We start from the raw sequence: 17938 nt of genomic DNA, 5'->3' as shown, positions 1-17938 counted from the left end.
ATAACAGAGGGGGCTGCAGGAAAGCAGTCTGATTGTTGCTCTTTTTGTGCTCTTAACTTATAATTCGCGCCATGGACGAATATAGTACAGGCGATATTATCTATGCACTTGCCACTGGATGGCAACAAAGTGCCCTTGCCATCATCAGGATCAGCGGCAAAGGGTGCATTTCTATGCTGGCACAGGTGTTTTCACGGCCTGAAACTTTGAAAAAGGCTCTGAATGCCACGCAGGTGCATGGGTACCTTGTTGACAAAGATGAAAAAATTGATGAAGTGGTACTTTCTGTGAGTAGGGAAGGCCATGGATATACCAAGGAAGAAGCTCTCGAAATTACCTGTCATGGGTCAACGGCTGTAATCAGCAGGATACTTTCACTGTTGGGAAAACTTGGCATGAGGGCTGCACAAGGTGGTGAATTTACCCTACGTGCATTTCTTGCCGGCAGCATGGATCTTACACAAGCCGAGGCTGTACAGGAATTGGTGGCAAGTCAAAGCCAAAGAGAACGTAGTCTGGCACTGGGAAGGCTTGGCGGTAACCTGAGGAATCGGATAGAACAGCTGAAACAGCAGCTTCTTTCCGTTCAGGCGTCAATCGAAATCCAGCTTGACTATGCAGAGGATGAAATAGATGACTTCAGCTTCCCTAGAGAAAAGCTGAATCAGATTCGTGAGGGTATACAGTCTCTTGTTTTGACCTATGGTATGGGAAGACTATATGGGCAAGGAGCAAAAGTTGTTCTTGCAGGTAATACCAATGCAGGAAAGAGCTCCTTGTTCAATCTGTTGCTCAAGCAACAACGGGCTATCGTTTCTCCGATAAAGGGGACTACCCGTGATTATCTTGAAGCACAGACTTCACTGCAAGGGATCCCGATCCTTCTTTATGATACCGCGGGTTTGAGGGAAAATGCTGATGAAGTGGAAAGCGAAGGGATAAGAAGGACAAGGCAGTTGCTCGAAGAAGCAGATGTAATCATTTACCTTGTTGACGGTACTTCTGAAACTATGCCGGAAACTGCTTTGCTTTCGGATGTCAGGTGCATCAGGGTCTTTACGAAGAAGGACTTGATGCCGAAGGATGGCCTATGTATAAGCTGTCTGACAGGAGATGGCATAAAGGATTTGCTTGACGAACTTTATCAACATCTTACGGCAGGCCTTCCTGAACCGGACGATGCAGCTTTGGTCATTGAGTCAGATAGGCAGTTACGCCAGCTGACGGAAGCCCGTGAGGCAATTGATGCAGCATTGGATGCAGAAAAAATGTCTTTGGATGTAGTTGCCCTTGAGCTTAACCGAGCTCTTGCAGCCTTAGGTTCCCTTACCGGGGAAGTAACCAGTGATGATATACTGCATCAGATATTCAGTGGATTCTGTGTAGGAAAATAGGTGAAATATGCGAGATTATGATGCAATCGTGGTCGGAGGAGGCCATGCAGGGATAGAAGCGGCACTTGCAGTAAGCCGCATGGGATTTGAGACGTTGATGATTACCCAGAGTCTGGATGCCATCGGCAGACTTTCCTGCAACCCTGCTATCGGCGGACTTGCCAAAGGCAATATTGTCCGGGAGATTGATGCTCTTGGCGGTGAGATGGGACATCTCATAGACAAGTCTATGATACAATACAGGATACTCAACCGTAGTCGGGGGCCTGCTGTCCAAGCGCCAAGAGCCCAAGCTGACAAGTTTACCTATTCCCGGCTTGCAAAAGAAACACTTGAGCATCAGACACATCTGTCGCTGTTCATGGATACTGTCGTTGATTTCATTTCTGAAGAGAACAAAATCATCGCAGTTGTTACCCAACGGGGGCATAGGATCAGCTGCAAGGTCGTTGTGCTTACTACGGGTACTTTCATGGAAGGCCGTATTTTCATCGGTAGTTATGATGCTCCATGCGGTCGGCTTGGAGAGGTTGCTGCAATAGGACTTGGTACTAACCTGCGGAAGATGGGATTTGATGTAGGACGGTTGAAAACAGGAACTCCTGCCAGAGTGCGCAAGTCTACTTTGGATTTTGAGGAGCTTGAGATACAGCCTGGCGATGACCCGATGCAACCTTTTTCTTTCGATTATGATACCGTCAATAGGGTTTCAGTCCCTTGTTATATTACATGGACCAACGAAACTACGCATGCCATCATTCGAGCCAATATCGACAAATCACCGCTGTATGGAGGAAAAATAACAGGGAAAGGTCCCAGGTATTGTCCATCCATAGAAGATAAGGTCGTCCGTTTCCCTGATCGTGATCGGCATCAGATTTTCATTGAGCCGGAAGGTCTTGGCACCGAAGAAATGTACCTGAACGGTCTTTCTTCCTCTTTGCCTGAGGACGTCTATGAAAAGTTCATGCGTACGCTTCCCGGGCTTCGCCATGCCCAGATTACCAGACCGGCGTATGCTGTCGAATATGACTATCTCAATCCTCAGCAACTGTTGCCTTCATTGGAAACAAAACGGTTGGAAGGACTGTTTATTGCAGGCCAGACCAATGGTACCAGCGGATATGAGGAAGCTGGTTGCCAGGGACTTATGGCAGGGATCAACGCAGCCCAGAAACTGAAGGGAGAAGAGCCGATAATCCTTTCCAGAGCTGAGAGTTATACAGGAGTCCTTATCGATGACCTTGTAACAAAGGGAACGAAGGAACCGTATAGGATGTTTACTTCCAGGGCAGAATACAGGCTCAATATGCGGCATGATTCCTGTGACCAGCGTCTGACTCCCATCGGTTATGGAATCGGACTTCAGCCAAAGGAAAAGATGGAGAGGCTCCAGGAAAAAATAAGACAGTGTGAAACTGTAAGGGAGTTGATACATCAGCATTCCTACGATGGGAAAAATGCCCTGCATGCTCTGAAGATGCCGGAAGTGACTATCGATATACTCCAACAATCCATCCCAGAACTTGCATCCTATCCCCGACAGATAAAGGATAAGGTGCAGTTGGATGTCAAGTATGAGGGGTATGTGGCTCGTCAGCAACTTGAAGTCAATCGCTTCAATTCAATGGAACATATCCATATTCCTGCTGGCTTTGACTATGACAAAGTCCAAGGGCTTAGTGCTGAGGGCAGGGAAAAACTCAAATTGATTCGGCCTGTAAGCCTTGGCCAGGCAAATCGTATCAGTGGCCTGAGAACAAGCGATATAGCCATCCTTATGGTCTATGTAAAGGAGAGACGCAATGAAAAGTAGCAATGGTCGGGAAGCTTTGCTGCGTGACTGCCTATTGCAACTCGACATAGATCTTAGTGATGAGCAAATAGACAAATTGCTTCGTTATGTTGCTGAAATTGAACTTTTTAATCCTGTCTATAAACTTGTAGGTGCAAGTGGTGATGATCTGATCATACGGCATGTCGTGGACAGTTTGGCTGCCTATCACCAATTTACCACGTTGATAAAAGCTCGGCCGGCAGCTACTTTCTGTGATGTCGGCAGTGGTGCTGGATTACCAGGTATTCCGCTTGCAATTGTTTTCCCTGATAACCATTTTACATTGGTAGAACGCATGGGCAGAAGGGTTGGTTTCTTGGAAAATGAACTTGTCTTGCTTGGCTTGCGGGGACATGTTGAGATTTTTCCTCATGATCTGAAACAATTGAAATCTCGTTTTGACATTGTAACATTCAGAGCTTTCCATCCGCTTGTAGCCATCCTTGATGACATCGATGCTATAACTGATGAGAATTCGGTAGTCTGTGCCTACAAGGGGAAGGCAGATACACTTGACCAAGAGCTCCATGATATTGATCTGAAGTGTGCTGGGAAATGGAATTGCAGCGTGGAAAAACTGTCTGTTCCGTATCTTGAGGCAGAAAGAAGGCTTTGCGTCCTTACAAAACAGAAATTACATTGATACGTGGTAGACGTTTTTGTGTTTTGCTTGGCAGAGGGTTATTGAACTTCTTTGAATTATGTTTGTAAAGAAACTTGTTTTTCTTTATTTGGCAAGAATGTTTTCAATATTTATGCTATACTCAAAAGGGTATCTTATGTTGGAAAACAATCTGATGTCCATGATATTTGTTATAATGAGAGAAAATAGTGAAAAAACATACAGGTGATCATATAAAAACAAAAGATATCCAGAAAGAAAAAAAGGATGCTGACAGGAAACAGGGAGCTGAAAAAATTCAGAAGCAGCCTGTCAGATACGGAAAATTTTCTTTTATGATAGGATTGATACTTCTGCTGTTTGGCATTGTCCTTGGCACTGCTACTATAGTCGTGTCTCTGGAGGCTCCTGTGAGCCTGATGCCGATTGCAAGCCAGCTCACCCGCATGGCACTACCTTATCTGAGTTTTTCGTCTACTTCTGCCCTTGGTTTGTTCCCTACTGCAGTCATCATACTTATTGTCTCTGTGGAAATATTCCGTAACCGCCGTGGTCGTCCTTGGTCGTACCTGAGGACGTTCATGTTCCTTTTGCTGAGTGCGACGCTGTTCCTTTTGATTTCTGTCGGTATTGGGCAATATAGGCCATCTGTTTTCTTTTCATGGTTGTCCTCGGTCGGTATCGGAAAGGAGACAGTTGTCTATTATCTCTTACTTGCGATTATTGTGGAAATCTTTCTGCTGGCCCTGTTTGTTTTCCTTTGTGACAAACTTGATCGGCGTCATAAGGAAAAGATGCTGAAAAAGCTTGATAGGCAGAAGCAGAAAGCTACTGAAAGTCCGGCTGCTCATCCAACGGTCCATGAAGTCCCGATTTCTGAGCATCATACTGCAACAGGCCCGACCGGTAGTTTTGGGGTACCCCTTCCTACTGACGTTCCTGACCTTACTTTTCTCGGAAAGGACAATCGGAAAAAATCCGCTATATCTTTCCCTGATGCTACTGATGATGCGCGACTGACCCATGCATCTATCGATGTATCTGAAAAAACTAAGGAATGTCCTGTTTCTGCAGCTATCAGACGACCCACTGTAGGTGTCCCTTCCAACGGGGGAGCACAGCTTGTTTCTCTTGCGACCTTGGAAGAAGCCAAGAGGAAAGTCGAACAGCAGCTTCTGAACGAGAAGATGACCATGGAACAGTCAAAGAAAAAAACTATCCAGAATCCTTTACATACCGATACGGCAACTGCTGGCAGCCTGCTTGCCAAGGCTACTGCAAGGATACAGAAAAACAAAGAGGAGACGATATTTCAATCTCCATCGCCATTGGCGAGGAAAAAAGAGGATCTTACTGTCGATTCCCTCTCATCTCCTTATAAATATAAAGATCCTACTGAGCAGGAAGTTGATTCTGCCCATGAGCTTACTGAACGTCTGTTCTTGGGAGGAGAGACGATACGCCATGCAGATTCCTCTGATTCTGATAAAAAATCCGAGGATGGACTTGCTGCAATCATGAAAGCCGGTCATTTGGCAAGAGCAACTGAAGCACATAAGAAAATCAAGGTCTGATTTCCCTGCAGAACCTTTACCTGCTGACGATACCCATGTTCCCGATGCGGCAGCAACTGCCGGAGGTGTCCCTTCTGGGAGCTATCAGATTCCCGATGGATCTTCGGCTGTAGAAGAATCTATGATACATCCTTCTGCAGAAACTGTCCTTTCTTCCCAATTGCCTAGCAATGGTGCTGCTTCTGTTTCATATGATGCTCCTTCTACGTCGGTGAAAGATATGTTGTCCCAAAGTACGGCAAAAGGTGTCGGTGGGGGAGAATTGGTCGATGAGGGAACAGCCCCTGCAGTTTTGGATGATGATGACGATGAAGATCTTGTATCATCGATCGGCTGTCTGAGCAGCAGGGAAAGCGGCAGTTATGGGAATTTTTTGCATCCTGAACGATTTGCCTATAAATTTCCGCCACGTAGCCTTTTGAGAGAATATCCTGCCTTGGATAGTGAAATTGATGAAAGGACCAAAGTGAAAGGCAGGATTCTTGTGGACACCTTGTCACAGTTCAAGTATTTTGTTACTTTGCGCCAAATTATCAAGGGACCTACTATCACGATGTTTGAAATCGTACCAGAACCGAAGATAAGGGTCAGCGCGATAAACGGATTGGCTGACAACATTGCCATGAACCTAGAGGCAAAGAAGGTCAGGATCTTGGCACCTATTCCAGGCGAATCTGCAGTCGGCGTGGAAATTCCCAATGATGTACGTCAGACGGTCGGTTTCAAGGAAATCCTCAGTGAAATAGAAGAAACACAGATGGCCGTACCGATGGCTATGGGCAAGACACTGAAAGGAGCCAGAAGATGCTTTGATGTTGCTACGGCTCCCCATATGCTTATTGCCGGATCTACCGGTTCAGGCAAGAGTGTCTGTATCAACAGTCTTATTTGTTCCATACTCTATACGAAGAGCCCGAAACAGGTCCGCTTGATTATGGTTGACCCGAAGGTCGTTGAGTTGACTGTCTACGATGGAATCCCTCATTTGCTGACTCCTGTGATCAGCGAGACAAAAAGGGCTCTCAAAGCCCTGGATTTCTGTATTGAGGAAATGCAACGCAGAAACAAGATGCTTTCCAAGATGGGGGTAAGGAACATCAAGGGATTTAACAAAAAGATTCATGCAAGTCATATTGCAAGGGAAGAATTGCCATACATCGTGGTCATCATCGATGAATTTGCCAATCTGATGAGTACGGCTGGCAAAGATCTTGACGACAAGATCTCTCAACTGACAGCAATGGGGCGTGCCGTAGGCATTCACTTGGTTTTTGCAACGCAACGGCCGAGTGTTGATATCATCACCGGTGTCATCAAGAACAATCTTCCTTCACGAATTGCCTTTGCTGTTACCAGCGTACAGGATTCCAGGACTATACTGGGAACTGCAGGTGCAGAAAACCTGCTAGGGAAAGGTGATATGCTTTTCAGTGAGAATGGTAAGCCGGTGACTAGGATGCAAGGCGTGTTCCTGAGCGATGAGGAAGTGGAGGCTATTGTCAGTTTTGCCAAGCAACAAGGTGAGCCTGATTATATTGACGAGGCTTATTTTGAAGATGACGATGATACTTCCGATGTTTCTTATGGCAACGGCGAAGATTCCGATACGGATGATGCATTGTGGGATGCGGCTCTCAAGATTGTCGTAGAAAGACAGGGAGCGTCTGCCTCCTTCTTGCAAAGACGGCTCAAGATTGGGTATAACAGAGCCGCCAGATTGGTGGAGATGATGGAAGCCCAGGGTATCGTAGGGCCGGCAAACGGCAGCAAACCCAGGGAACTGCTGCGTTATCCTGACCTGGGGACGGAGGATTCAATATGATAGGTGCTAAGGCAATTAGGAATGGACAACTGATAGATGTCAATGCTGCGGTCGTCAGCGTTACTTCGAGGCCTGTACAGTATAGTTTTTCGGTGTATGAAAGCCTGCGTGTCTTGGGTGGCAAACCTGTCTTTCTTGCAGACCATCTTGCCAGGCTTGCTGCTTCAGCGGCAGGTATCGGGCTTGCCTATGAGTTTGATGACAAGACACTTGCAGAATGGATTGATATGTTGATTGTTGCAGAGGGTATCGTGGATTGTACTCTGCGGATACTTATCATAGGTGGACAGGAACCGATTTGTTTCATTACCGATTCTCCTTTGCTTACGTACCCGAAATCTTACTATGTCGACGGCATAGGTCTTTCCAGCTACAGTGGGGAACGGCTTTTCCCTACACTTAAGACAAGTAACCTGCTGATGAGTTATATTGCCTTGGAAAAAGCAAAGGCAAAAGGTGACTTTGAAGCAGTGCTGGTGGATCGCCATGGCAGGATTCTTGAAGGAACAAGGAGCAATTTCTTCGGATTCAGGGATGGCCGGCTATATACAGCCCCTGATGAACTTGTTCTTAGCGGGATTACCCGGATGAGGGTGGCAAAGGCTGCTTCAGAGATGAAGATGGATGTCATCTATGAAGCTCCGCTTCTTAATGATGTGCTTGCAGGTATCTATGATGAGGTATTCATCAGTTCGACCAGTATGGCAGCTATGCCTGTAGCCCATGTCGATAAGAAAGTTTTTTCCTGTAACCATGACAGGACTTTAGCCATAATGGAAAGGATCCGAGTTTGGGAAAAACAGGACAGGTGTTGAGATTTACCTTGGCTTGATGCCCGTTGCCTTTTGCTTTGATTTGATGTATCTTGGAAAAAGAAAAATGCTGTTTGTTTGATTTTGTTGAGAAATTAATTCCAATCAAGGTTGTAATATATGAAATTTACAGAATTGCCTTTCGAAAAAATAGTATTGAAAGGCGTCGAAGCCGCGGGCTTTGAAACCTGTACTGAAGTGCAGGAAAAGGTATTACCTGTCAGCTTGGCAGGAAAGGATCTGATGGTTCAGTCAAAGACAGGATCCGGAAAAACGGCAGTATATGCCCTGACTATCCTACAACGCTTTGCATTGGCTGAAAAACAAGGGAAACCTAAAACCTGTGCTTTGGTCGTTGCTCCTACAAGGGAACTGGCTGTACAGATTGAAAAAGATGTCAAGCTTTTAGGGTCTGGTTTTGAATCCTTGGTAGTCGGGTGCTTCTATGGCGGAGTAGGGTACGAAGAACAAAAGCAGATATTACAGCAGGGCTGTGATATTTATGTCGGTACTCCAGGTAGGTTGCTTGATTTTCAGAAAAGCGGAAAGATTGATTTTCGTCTGTTTGATATCTTTGTACTGGATGAGGCTGATAGGATGTTTGACATGGGATTCTATCCTGATGTACAGGAAATGTTTGCCAAGCTCAGGCCATGCAAGGATCGCCAGACCATGCTTTTTTCTGCAACGCTCAGTACCAGGGTAAGGAATCTGGCTTGGTCCTATATGAATGAGGCTGAAGAAATCGAGATAGAACCGGAAGAAATCTGTGTTGATAAGATTACACAGGAACTCTACCATGTGGCAAAGAGTGACAAATTTCAGCTATTTCTTCAGCTGATGACAAAATATCATCCTGAAAATGCATTGATTTTTACCAATACCAAGGCAATGGCCGTAGAAGTAGCCAAGAGGCTTACACTCAACGGATTTCTTGCCAAATATCTGATGGGTGATATGCCGCAATCAAAACGTCTGGCTACGCTTGACAAGATGAAGGAAGGCAAACTGAAATTTTTGGTTGCTACCGATGTCGCTGCCAGGGGATTGCAGATTGATGATTTGGAATTGGTCGTCAACTACGATATTCCTGAAGACTTTGAAAACTATGTACATCGTATCGGACGTACCGCAAGGGCTGGCAATACAGGCAAGGCTGTGACGTTGGCCTGTGAGCAGTATATCTATGGACTTGAGCCGATTGAAAATTATATCCATATGAAGATTCCCGTAATTTGGCCGGAAGAAGGGTCCCTTCCTGAAGTAGAGGATAAGAGTAAAGGGTATTCATTCCGTGATCTGGTTTCTGAAAGGGAATATGCGTCACATGGCAACCATGACCGTCGCAAAGGTGATGGCAGAGGATCTGCCCATAAGAGAAATCGGTCTGCTTCAGTCCGTAGGACCGGAAGGAATGGACATTCCCATGACAAGGATCATGCTGCCCACGCCGGTGCTACCGCAACATCTAAGCGGCCGACACGTCCGCAGCAGCAGCGTCCTTACTCGGCGCCAGGCAAGGAAGACTATAAGAAGATTCAGTCAATGTCATTGGAAGAACGTCTTGATTATTATAAAAGGCAATATGTCAAGGAAGGCGGATCTTTTTCACATACTGACGGCAACCGAGTAAAAGGCAAAGCTCCTCTTCAGGAAGGCCAAAGGCTTTGTCAGGACCAGGAAACTGCTGCCCCTGTCGGAAAGGCCCGACGTCCTGAAAGAAAGCCAAAGTCGTCCGGTACTCAGAAGAGTGCCCATGGCAATGTTCGCAATACAAAAGCTCCTGTCCGAAAGAAGGCTCCTGCTGGTAGTAAGGCTGCTGTACCGGCAAAAGTTCCTGTTTCCCAATCCCATTCGCAGAAAAAAGGACTTTTTGCCAGGATTTTCGGACGATAGGTGAGTTGTGAGGACAGCTATACTATTTGATGTGGCTGTCCTGTTGAAAAATTGAAGAACGATAGCTATAGTATGTGACTAGGTTGACGACTGGGAGGTGTAGTATGCTTAAGTTCTTCAATTACCTGTTCGGGGGAATTATCTTCCTTTGTGGTGTTTTGCTTGAATCGTTGTTCTGCATTTTTCCAGCGTGGATATTGCGGCTTTTTCACAAGGATGATGCTTCCTTTAAAATGTTTTGGAAATCAATTCCTCTGATGGGTAACTTCGTCTGTTTTCTCCTGTGGATAAAAGTACATGTTGAAGGCAAGGAACATCTGCCGAAAGAAGGAACTGCCAACATCTGTTACGTATCCAACCATGAGTCAATCATCGAATTCATTACCTATGTAGGTCCGATGCATCTCAAGATGATTCCGATTGCCAAAGCAGAGATAGCCCGTATTCCGTTTATTGCCAGTCTGACCCGCGGAGCTCATACAATCCTGATTGAACGTAGCAACATGCGCTCTTCGATCAAGGCAATACAGCAAGGCGTCTCTACATTGAAAAGCGGCCAGCCTGTCATTATCTTCCCTTCCGGGACACGGAGCAAGGATGGCAGCTTCGGGGTCATGAAAGAAGGAAGCTTCAAGATGCCATTCCGGGCAGAGAGTACCATTGTACCTTTGGTGGTACGTGGTAGCCGCCAGTGTCTTGAGGATAAGAAAGGCTGGCATCGTAATGATGTATATGTAAAAGTGCTTCCGCCCATAGAAACGAAAGGTTTGGACCGTGAAGGACAGAAGGCAACCTACCAGAAAATCGTATCGGATATGGAAACGGCATTCTATTCTTTGCCAAAGCCGAGGAACTGAGGCTGTGGATATGCCGTTTCTTACAGTTTCTGGTCTTTCCTTTACGTACCATAGCTGGACCGATGAAACGAATGTCCCGGTACTTAGGGGCCTTGATCTCATTCTTGAAGAAGGCGAACATGCACTTGTGCTTGCCACCCCTGATAGTGGCAAGACGACATTTTCCTTGGCATGTCTAGGCTTCATTCCCAAGTTCTATAGCGGGCAGTTGTCTGGTACCGTGGTGCTGAGAGGTCATAATATAGATGATGTACAGCCGTATGACCTGTTGCCTGAGGCTTGCTATGTATCACCGGATCCAAGTGGCATGTTTGTTTCGACTTCTGTTGAGGATGAGGTGGCTTTTCCCCTTGAATCCTTTGGACTTGAAAGATCCCAGATGATCAAACGTGTGAGGCAGGCTTTGGAAGCATGGGATATGGAAGGCTATGCGAAAGTCAGTCCATTTGAGCTTTCTGGTGGAGAAAAGAAACGGCTGAGTCTTGCCATAGCAGATGCAATAGATCCTGCAGGTCTTGTGCTGGATGAAGCTTTCGATGACCTTGATGATACTTGGAGAAGTGCGCTTGCAGAACGGATTGCGGCTTCATCCAAATCGATACTTTGCCTTTCTGCCAGGTTCCTGCCACAGTTTATAGATAAATTTGATAAGATTTACATTATGGAAGAAGGAAGACTACAAGCCTGTACCCAGCAGGAAGCGGAGAGTCGTTTTACCCATGGAGAAGGAACCGGGTACATGCATAAGTTTGAAGATCAGAAACAGGCACTGTCCGGTTATCATCTGCTTGCCAGCCTACATACTGAGGATGTTCATGAGCTTTCAGTCCATGGCTTGTCTGCCATAAGGAAGCGCAGAGGTGATGGGGGTGATAGGTCCTTTCGTTTGGATGTCAGTGATTTCAGGGTAAGAAAAGGAGAAATAGTACGGTTGATGGGAGCAAATGGTTCTGGAAAAAGTTCATTGGCCAGGATCCTTTGTGGCCTTGATGGTTTTGAATGTGGACAGATTTGCTTTGATGGGCATTCCGTTGATGCTTTCCATTTGCAGGCTAAAGTCGGTTATCTTTTCCAGAATCCTGATTTTCAGATATTCTTACCTACGGTCCGTGAGGAAATTGCTTGGGGACCGTTGCATACAGGGATGGATAGGGATGATGTCGATGAACTTGTCAGCCAATGCTGCAGCCTTTATCATCTTCAAGCTTCTGAGACACCTTCGACTATGAGTTTCCCTGACCGTAAATTGCTTCAGGCTGCAGTGTACCAAGGCCTATGCCGTGATTTTTTTATCCTTGATGAGCTGGAAGGCTCTCTTTCTTATGAAGCGGCATATGCCGTACTGGGAAGGCTGTCTGCTACCGGTGCCGGCATTATAGTCGTGACCCATGACCGAGCCTTTGCCCGTAGCCTTGCTGTCAGGACATATGTGTTTTCCCATGGAACATTGGAGGCGATTCCTTGAATACTGTCATGTATGTCAGAGGAAAAGGTCTCCTATATAAGCTTGATCCACGAAGCAAGGTCATTGCCACGTTGCTATGTTCAATCTTTGTGTTCTTGCCGGTACGGTTGTCAGGGGTAACCTGTATGGCCGCAATACTAGTGGTTGCTTCATTGCTATCTGTCGGGAAAAAGCCTACTTTCAATGTTTTTCTCACATTGCTGCCGATGCTTGTCATCATGTTGCTGTTCCTGCCCATGTACCATAGTGATGGGACACCCATGTTTTCAGTTTTTGGCTTTACGTTGGCTACACGGGAAGGCCTTCTGCAGGTTGCACTGATAGACTTGAGATTCATCAGCCTTGCTTATGTCTGCACACTATTGCTGGCAACAACGAAAATGTATGATTTTATGCTTGCATTGCAATTCTTCAGGATTCCTTTTTCTGTGTGTCTGACGATAAGCTTGGTATTCAGGTCCATACCTGCCATAGCAGATGCATTTCTTCAGATTCAGGATTCCCATAAACTCAGACGTGCAGCTGATGCTCCTCGTAAGAAACATCGGTTCAGGGATTTTCTCCCGACACTGACAAGTGCCATGGTCGTTTCACTACGTTCCATTCCGACTTTGGCCATGGGATTGGAGGCTAGAGGATTCGGAAGGGCAGCAAAGCGTTCTTCTTTCCATAGTCTTGATAGCTATCGGCATGCCTTCGGATCATCCTTGCTCATAGTCCTGATATTTGCTATTGTGTGTCTATTATTCAAGTCATGAATCGGAGGCTTCTCGATGAAAAATTCCAGGATGCATAGTTCGTTAGGTATTGCAACGATTGCAGTGTTGACTGCGGTTGTAGCAGTCTTTACGTTGGTAGTCAGGATTCCCACACCTGGCAAAGGTATCTGAATCTTGGTGATGTAGCTATTTGCTTTGTTGCTTTTACTTTCAATCCCTTTGTTGCCTTTTTGGCCGGCGGTATCGGTACTGCTGTAGCCGATATCATATCTTCTTATCCTCAATGGGCACCTATTTCCTTCTGTGTCCATGGACTCGAAGGGCTGTGTGTGGCGCTGCTTGTACGGAAGGGTGGAATGATTCGGCAGGTATTCGGCATCATAAGTGCCGTGTTGATCGTAGCAGGAGGATATTTTGCCTGTTCCGGTATCTTTATGACGACTTTTGAAGCTGCTGCCACAGAAATTCCTGGAAATATCGGACAGGCAGCCGTAGGAGGAGTCCTTGGACTTTTGTTGTCCAAGGCCGTGATCAAGGCATATCCACCTGTCAAACAGTTGCTTTAGAATTTTTGTGGGCAAGGATTATCATGATGCAAGGAGCTTTTAATGAAACAGAACCAAAATGACATGATTGTGGTACTTGATTTCGGTGCCCAATATTCCCAACTGATAGCCAGACGGGTACGGGAGCACCATGTCTATAGCCAGATCCTTCCATTTGGCAGCAGTATAGAAGAGATTGAAAAGCTTCATCCTAGGGGCATCATCTTTTCCGGAGGACCTGCGAGTGTCGGAGATGCTGGATCTCCCCGGCCGGATGCAGGAGTCTATGCCTTGGGCATCCCTATCCTTGGAATCTGCTACGGGCTGCAGGCCATGACTATCCAGAACGGCGGAAAGGTAAATTGTCCTGAAAAGAAAGAATATGGATTTGCAAAACTGCATATAACAGCTTCTTCGCAGCTTTTTGAGGGAGTGGAAGAAGGCAGCCAGATTTGGATGAGCCATGGCGATTCTGTTTCGTGTCCGGCACCGGGGTTCACGGTCTGTGCCAGTACCCCTAATTGCCGATATACAGCAGTACAGGATAAAGAGCGCAAGTTCTATGGAGTCCAGTTCCATCCTGAAGTCGTCCATACGGTAGAAGGAAACAAGATACTTGCTAATTTTGTCCTGAATATCTGTGGTTGTAAGCCTACTTGGAGCATGGGGTCATTTATTGATGATGCGGTGAAGGAAATCAAGGAACGGGTAGGGGACCGTCAGGTCCTGTGTGGTTTGTCCGGAGGTGTAGACTCTTCTGTTGCTGCTGTGCTGATACACCGTGCAATAGGTGACAGGCTTGTCTGCGTATTTGTAAACAATGGGTTGCTACGCAAAGGCGAAGCTGAAATGGTTCAGAAAATTTTCCGTGATCATTATGCGATAAGACTACAGTATGCGGATGCAGAGGATGATTTCCTTACAGCATTGAAGGGCATTACGGAGCCAGAGGCAAAGCGTAAGATCATCGGTAAGCTTTTTGTTGATACCTTCTACAAGGAGGCAAGGAAAGCTGGGAATATTTCATTCCTTGCCCAGGGAACACTGTATCCTGATGTCATCGAATCAAAGAGTGCTTTCGGTGGTCCCTCTTCGACCATCAAGAGTCATCATAATGTCGGAGGACTTCCGAAGGATCTCAAATGGGAACTTTTGGAACCACTCAAGTCTTTGTTCAAAGATGAGGTGCGACAGCTAGGGAGAGAACTTGGCCTACCGGAGGAAATGGTTTCACGTCATCCTTTCCCCGGGCCTGGCTTAGGGGTTCGCTGTGTTGGGGAATGTACCAAGGAGCGGCTTGATACCTTGCGTGAAGTTGATGCAATTTTCATTGAGGAAATAAGAAAAGCCGGCTTGTACAATGATATTTGGCAGGCACTTGCTTGTCTGCTTCCTGTTAAAAGCGTAGGCGTGCAGGGTGATCATCGGACCTATCGTGAAGTCTGTTCCTTGAGAGCCGTGACCAGTGAGGACGCCATGACCGCAGATTGGTATCGTATGCCGCCTGAAGTCCTGCAGAGAGCTGCCTCAAGGATCTGCAATGAGGTTCCGGGAGTCAACAGGGTGCTATATGATATCACAAGCAAACCACCAGGGACGATTGAATGGGAATAAAACATCAAATCCCTGCAAACCGTTTATTTAAGCGGTTTGCAGGGATTTTATATTTTGCGCTGAGTACAATTTGAGTACAGATTTTTATTCTGTTGAAATTTGACCCGGTAATTTAATCCTGATTTTTAGGATTCAGGCCAATCTGATCCATGAATTGGTCATGCTGTTTCTACATTTGGAGTTTTTCTCTCCAGGGTTCGGATTCCGGATAGATATCCATCCAGAGATTAAAATCTTCTTCCGCTTTCAGAAGAGCATTTGCTCTTTCTGTTACATCTTTTATCATTTCGCATTTTTTAATATCGTCCTGATATTTCTCATATCGATCAAACCAGGAACTCATAAGCATGAGACTTCCGAAACCGACGGCAATCTGATCATTGCCATCTTTATCTTTGTACTCTACAAGCTCCCCACTATATTGTCTGAAAACCTGAAAAAGCTTATGCATTGCTTTCACGCCATCAAAATCAGCACCGGTTAGTGCCTCTACATTTACATGCAGAGCCTTGGCAAGTGCTTCGAGAGATTGCTGCTTAGGGTTTCTCCTTCCGGTTTCGTAAGCACGAATATAAGCCTCGCTGACACCAACTTCATCACCGAGCTGTTTTAATGTGAGTCCGCGTTCTTTACGGATTCGACGAATGTTTTCTCCAATAGTCATGGAAACACGCTCCTTTCGATGTACATGATAGGCATAGTTGAACCTTGCGTATCTTTTGAACTAATTTTATATCTTTTGATACGAAAATGCAATCAAAAGATATTGACACGTATCAAATAATACGGCTTGAATAACGAATCCTCAGCCGGATTTGAATGAACCTTGAAAATTGAATAAGACGCAGTCGGTTACGGAGGCTAGCAGCGATACGGATTCTCGCGATGATATCAAAAATGATGGAGCGGTAAAAGGACAATTCCCAAATGAAGGTATGGAACCTTCAATCGCAGTAACGGCCACAAATGATACTCCTTCCCAGCCACAACTTGAACGGTGAAAAACCGTCGCACGTAATGGGGAAAGCTTGGGGGAACTAATTCTCGGAGATACGGAAAGCGACGTATGTGTGATGGTGATCCAGCTATCAGATCGGCTGTTGGTAAAGAAACTTACAAAAATGAAAAAAGAAAGGAACGAAAAGTATGGATGAAAAACTTTATTACAAGGCGTCGGAAGTTTCAAAGATGATCGGCGTTGGAAGAACTAAGAGCTACACCATCGTGAAACAGATGAACCAGGAACTGGCAAAGCAGGGATATCTGGTAGTGGATGGCAAGATCCCTAAGGATTACTTTGATGAGAAGTATTTCGGAAGCTCACACAGGGAGGTGGCAATAGCATAATGGCAAATAGTGCAAAAAGAGATTCCAACGGAACCTGGTATATACAGTTCAGATATACGGATTGGACCGGAACCAAAAGGAAATCTTCTAAGAGAGGTTTTCGAACCAAGAAAGAAGCAGAAGACTGGCTGAGTCATTTCCTGTTACAGCAGGCATCGGATCCAAGTATGACGCTCTCGGATTTCTGGGATATCTACAAAACGGATATGAGTAAGCGACTGAAAGAAACAACGATGGATAACAAGGAATACCTGATGAATCAGAAAATCCTTCCGTATTTCGGAACTACTCCGATCAATGAAATTACTCCGGCAAAGATTCGAAAGTGGCAAGGTGAAATGATGGGAATGGGATTCAAGCCAACGTATCTGAGAACCATCAATAATCAGCTCTCCGCAATATTGAATTATGTAGTTAGCTTCTATGATTTCAAATCGAATCCATGTAAGAAAGCAGGAAGTATGGGAAAGGGGCGAGCAGATGAAAGACCTTATTGGACACTAGAGGAATTCAGACAATTCCTGGATGCCGTCAGTGATAAGCATGAGTCGTGGATTGGCTTTCAGATTCTCTTTTGGACCGGAATCCGTGTAGGAGAATTACTGGCCCTGAAGGTAGAAGATATCGATTTGGAAAACAAAGTAATTACAATCGATGAATCTTATACAAGGCTGAAACAAAAAGGCATCATTTCTACACCCAAGACGGAGAACTCAATCCGACAGATCACGATACACGATGAACTCGCACTGGCTTTGCAGGAATATATGGCCTGTTTGTATAAGCCAAGGCCCGGATCAAGACTTTTTCCTGAAAGGACCAAGCGGTTCTTTGAGCATGAGATGGAACGAGGGATTGAACTGTCCGGTGTAAAGAAAATTACGGTGCATTGTTTAAGACATTCTCATGCATCCCTGTTGGTGGATATGGGAATCAGCCCTCTGGCAATTTCCAAGCGACTGGGTCATGAAAAAGTGACCACAACCATTGAAACATACTGTCATCCATCGGCAGATGCACAGTTTAAGATTGCAGATGCTCTTGGAAAAGTGAATCGAGGTGAAGAAGATGCCTTGCGAGAGAAAAGCAAGAAAACGCCATAATACAATCGCCTTTTGGCTTAGCGATGAAGAAAAGAAGCTGGTTGAAGCCCGCATCAAAGTGGCCGGAATACAAAAAGGGGAATATTACAGGGCGGCCATTCTTGGTCAACAGATCAATATCGTAGCCGGCATGTATCAATCAGACCGGTTGGCATTGGTTTTGGAAGATATCAACGAAAAAATGGAAAGGGGTGATGCCTATGATTCCGAAGAGTTGCAGATGATTCTGCAGGAATTATTGAAACTGATGAAACGATAAAATCCTCTGCTGGTAACAGAGGATTTTAAGTGAAAAGCCCGTAAGGAGCTTTCGATTACTAAATTTTGCAAG

The 17938-nt window shown here is 45.6% G+C and carries 17 protein-coding genes; 16 read left to right on the top strand and 1 reads right to left on the bottom strand.

What is annotated here, in order from left to right:
* Nucleotides 1–71: 71 nt before the first annotated feature.
* From mnmE to guaA, 12 genes are all read left to right on the top strand, one after another.
* Nucleotides 72–1394: a tRNA uridine-5-carboxymethylaminomethyl(34) synthesis GTPase MnmE gene (gene mnmE / locus LKE40_05795; GenBank protein ID MCH3916962.1), complete on the top strand. Its 1323-nt coding sequence runs from the start codon at nt 72–74 to the stop codon at nt 1392–1394.
* Between the two features lie 7 nt (nt 1395–1401).
* Nucleotides 1402–3210 carry a tRNA uridine-5-carboxymethylaminomethyl(34) synthesis enzyme MnmG gene (gene mnmG / locus LKE40_05790; protein MCH3916961.1) on the top strand — a complete coding sequence of 603 codons (1809 nt, stop codon included), beginning with the start codon at nt 1402–1404 and terminating at the stop codon, nt 3208–3210.
* Complete coding sequence (rsmG, locus tag LKE40_05785; GenBank protein MCH3916960.1) at nt 3200–3874, top strand: 16S rRNA (guanine(527)-N(7))-methyltransferase RsmG; 675 nt, start codon at nt 3200–3202, stop codon at nt 3872–3874. Before mnmG ends, rsmG begins: the two co-directional genes overlap by 11 nt.
* Nucleotides 3875–4062: 188 nt before the next feature.
* Nucleotides 4063–5427, top strand: coding sequence for a hypothetical protein (locus LKE40_05780; protein MCH3916959.1), 1365 nt, complete (start codon nt 4063–4065; stop codon nt 5425–5427).
* A 121-nt stretch (nt 5428–5548) separates the two neighbouring features.
* Nucleotides 5549–7249, top strand: coding sequence for a DNA translocase FtsK (locus tag LKE40_05775; GenBank protein ID MCH3916958.1), 1701 nt, complete (start codon nt 5549–5551; stop codon nt 7247–7249).
* The gene (locus LKE40_05770; protein MCH3916957.1) at nt 7246–8064 is read left to right on the top strand and encodes an aminotransferase class IV; all 819 of its coding nucleotides are present in this window, start codon (nt 7246–7248) and stop codon (nt 8062–8064) included. The genes LKE40_05775 and LKE40_05770 overlap by 4 nt, the downstream gene beginning before the upstream one ends.
* Before the next feature lie 117 nt (nt 8065–8181).
* Entirely contained in the window at nt 8182–9957 is a 1776-nt protein-coding gene (locus tag LKE40_05765) for a DEAD/DEAH box helicase (GenBank protein ID MCH3916956.1), read from the top strand.
* 104 nt (nt 9958–10061) lie between these two features.
* The gene (locus LKE40_05760; protein MCH3916955.1) at nt 10062–10814 is read left to right on the top strand and encodes a 1-acyl-sn-glycerol-3-phosphate acyltransferase; all 753 of its coding nucleotides are present in this window, start codon (nt 10062–10064) and stop codon (nt 10812–10814) included.
* Between the two features lie 10 nt (nt 10815–10824).
* On the top strand, nt 10825–12279 hold the full coding sequence (locus LKE40_05755; protein ID MCH3916954.1) for an energy-coupling factor ABC transporter ATP-binding protein: 1455 nt from the start codon (nt 10825–10827) through the stop codon (nt 12277–12279).
* A complete protein-coding gene (locus tag LKE40_05750; GenBank protein ID MCH3916953.1) occupies nt 12276–13037 on the top strand; it encodes an energy-coupling factor transporter transmembrane protein EcfT in 762 nt (253 codons plus the stop codon). Before LKE40_05755 ends, LKE40_05750 begins: the two co-directional genes overlap by 4 nt.
* A gap of 149 nt (nt 13038–13186) precedes the next feature.
* Complete coding sequence (locus LKE40_05745; protein MCH3916952.1) at nt 13187–13564, top strand: ECF transporter S component; 378 nt, start codon at nt 13187–13189, stop codon at nt 13562–13564.
* Between the two features lie 42 nt (nt 13565–13606).
* On the top strand, nt 13607–15157 hold the full coding sequence (guaA, locus tag LKE40_05740) for a glutamine-hydrolyzing GMP synthase (protein ID MCH3916951.1): 1551 nt from the start codon (nt 13607–13609) through the stop codon (nt 15155–15157).
* A 169-nt stretch (nt 15158–15326) separates the two neighbouring features.
* Here guaA and LKE40_05735 read toward each other — a convergent pair whose 3' ends face one another.
* Nucleotides 15327–15821 carry a helix-turn-helix domain-containing protein gene (locus LKE40_05735; protein ID MCH3916950.1) on the bottom strand — a complete coding sequence of 165 codons (495 nt, stop codon included), beginning with the start codon at nt 15819–15821 and terminating at the stop codon, nt 15327–15329.
* Between the two features lie 169 nt (nt 15822–15990).
* Here LKE40_05735 and LKE40_05730 point away from each other — a divergent pair, with 169 nt between their 5' ends.
* The 4 genes from LKE40_05730 (at nt 15991) to LKE40_05715 (ending at nt 17866) form a co-directional block, all read left to right on the top strand.
* Nucleotides 15991–16158: a hypothetical protein gene (locus LKE40_05730; GenBank protein MCH3916949.1), complete on the top strand. Its 168-nt coding sequence runs from the start codon at nt 15991–15993 to the stop codon at nt 16156–16158.
* Between the two features lie 145 nt (nt 16159–16303).
* Nucleotides 16304–16504: an ICEBs1 excisionase gene (locus tag LKE40_05725; protein MCH3916948.1), complete on the top strand. Its 201-nt coding sequence runs from the start codon at nt 16304–16306 to the stop codon at nt 16502–16504.
* Complete coding sequence (locus tag LKE40_05720; protein ID MCH3916947.1) at nt 16504–17607, top strand: site-specific integrase; 1104 nt, start codon at nt 16504–16506, stop codon at nt 17605–17607. The genes LKE40_05725 and LKE40_05720 overlap by 1 nt, the downstream gene beginning before the upstream one ends.
* Nucleotides 17564–17866, top strand: a complete 303-nt coding sequence (locus LKE40_05715; protein MCH3916946.1) for a hypothetical protein — start codon at nt 17564–17566, stop codon at nt 17864–17866. Before LKE40_05720 ends, LKE40_05715 begins: the two co-directional genes overlap by 44 nt.
* Nucleotides 17867–17938: the final 72 nt, after the last annotated feature.

The sequence above is a fragment of the Spirochaetia bacterium genome (assembly GCA_022482625.1).
In the GTDB taxonomy this organism is placed as follows: domain Bacteria; phylum Spirochaetota; class Spirochaetia; order Sphaerochaetales; family Sphaerochaetaceae; genus Pleomorphochaeta.
The sequence above is the reverse complement of the archived record's forward strand: the minus strand, read 5'-3'. Positions and strand labels throughout refer to the sequence as shown.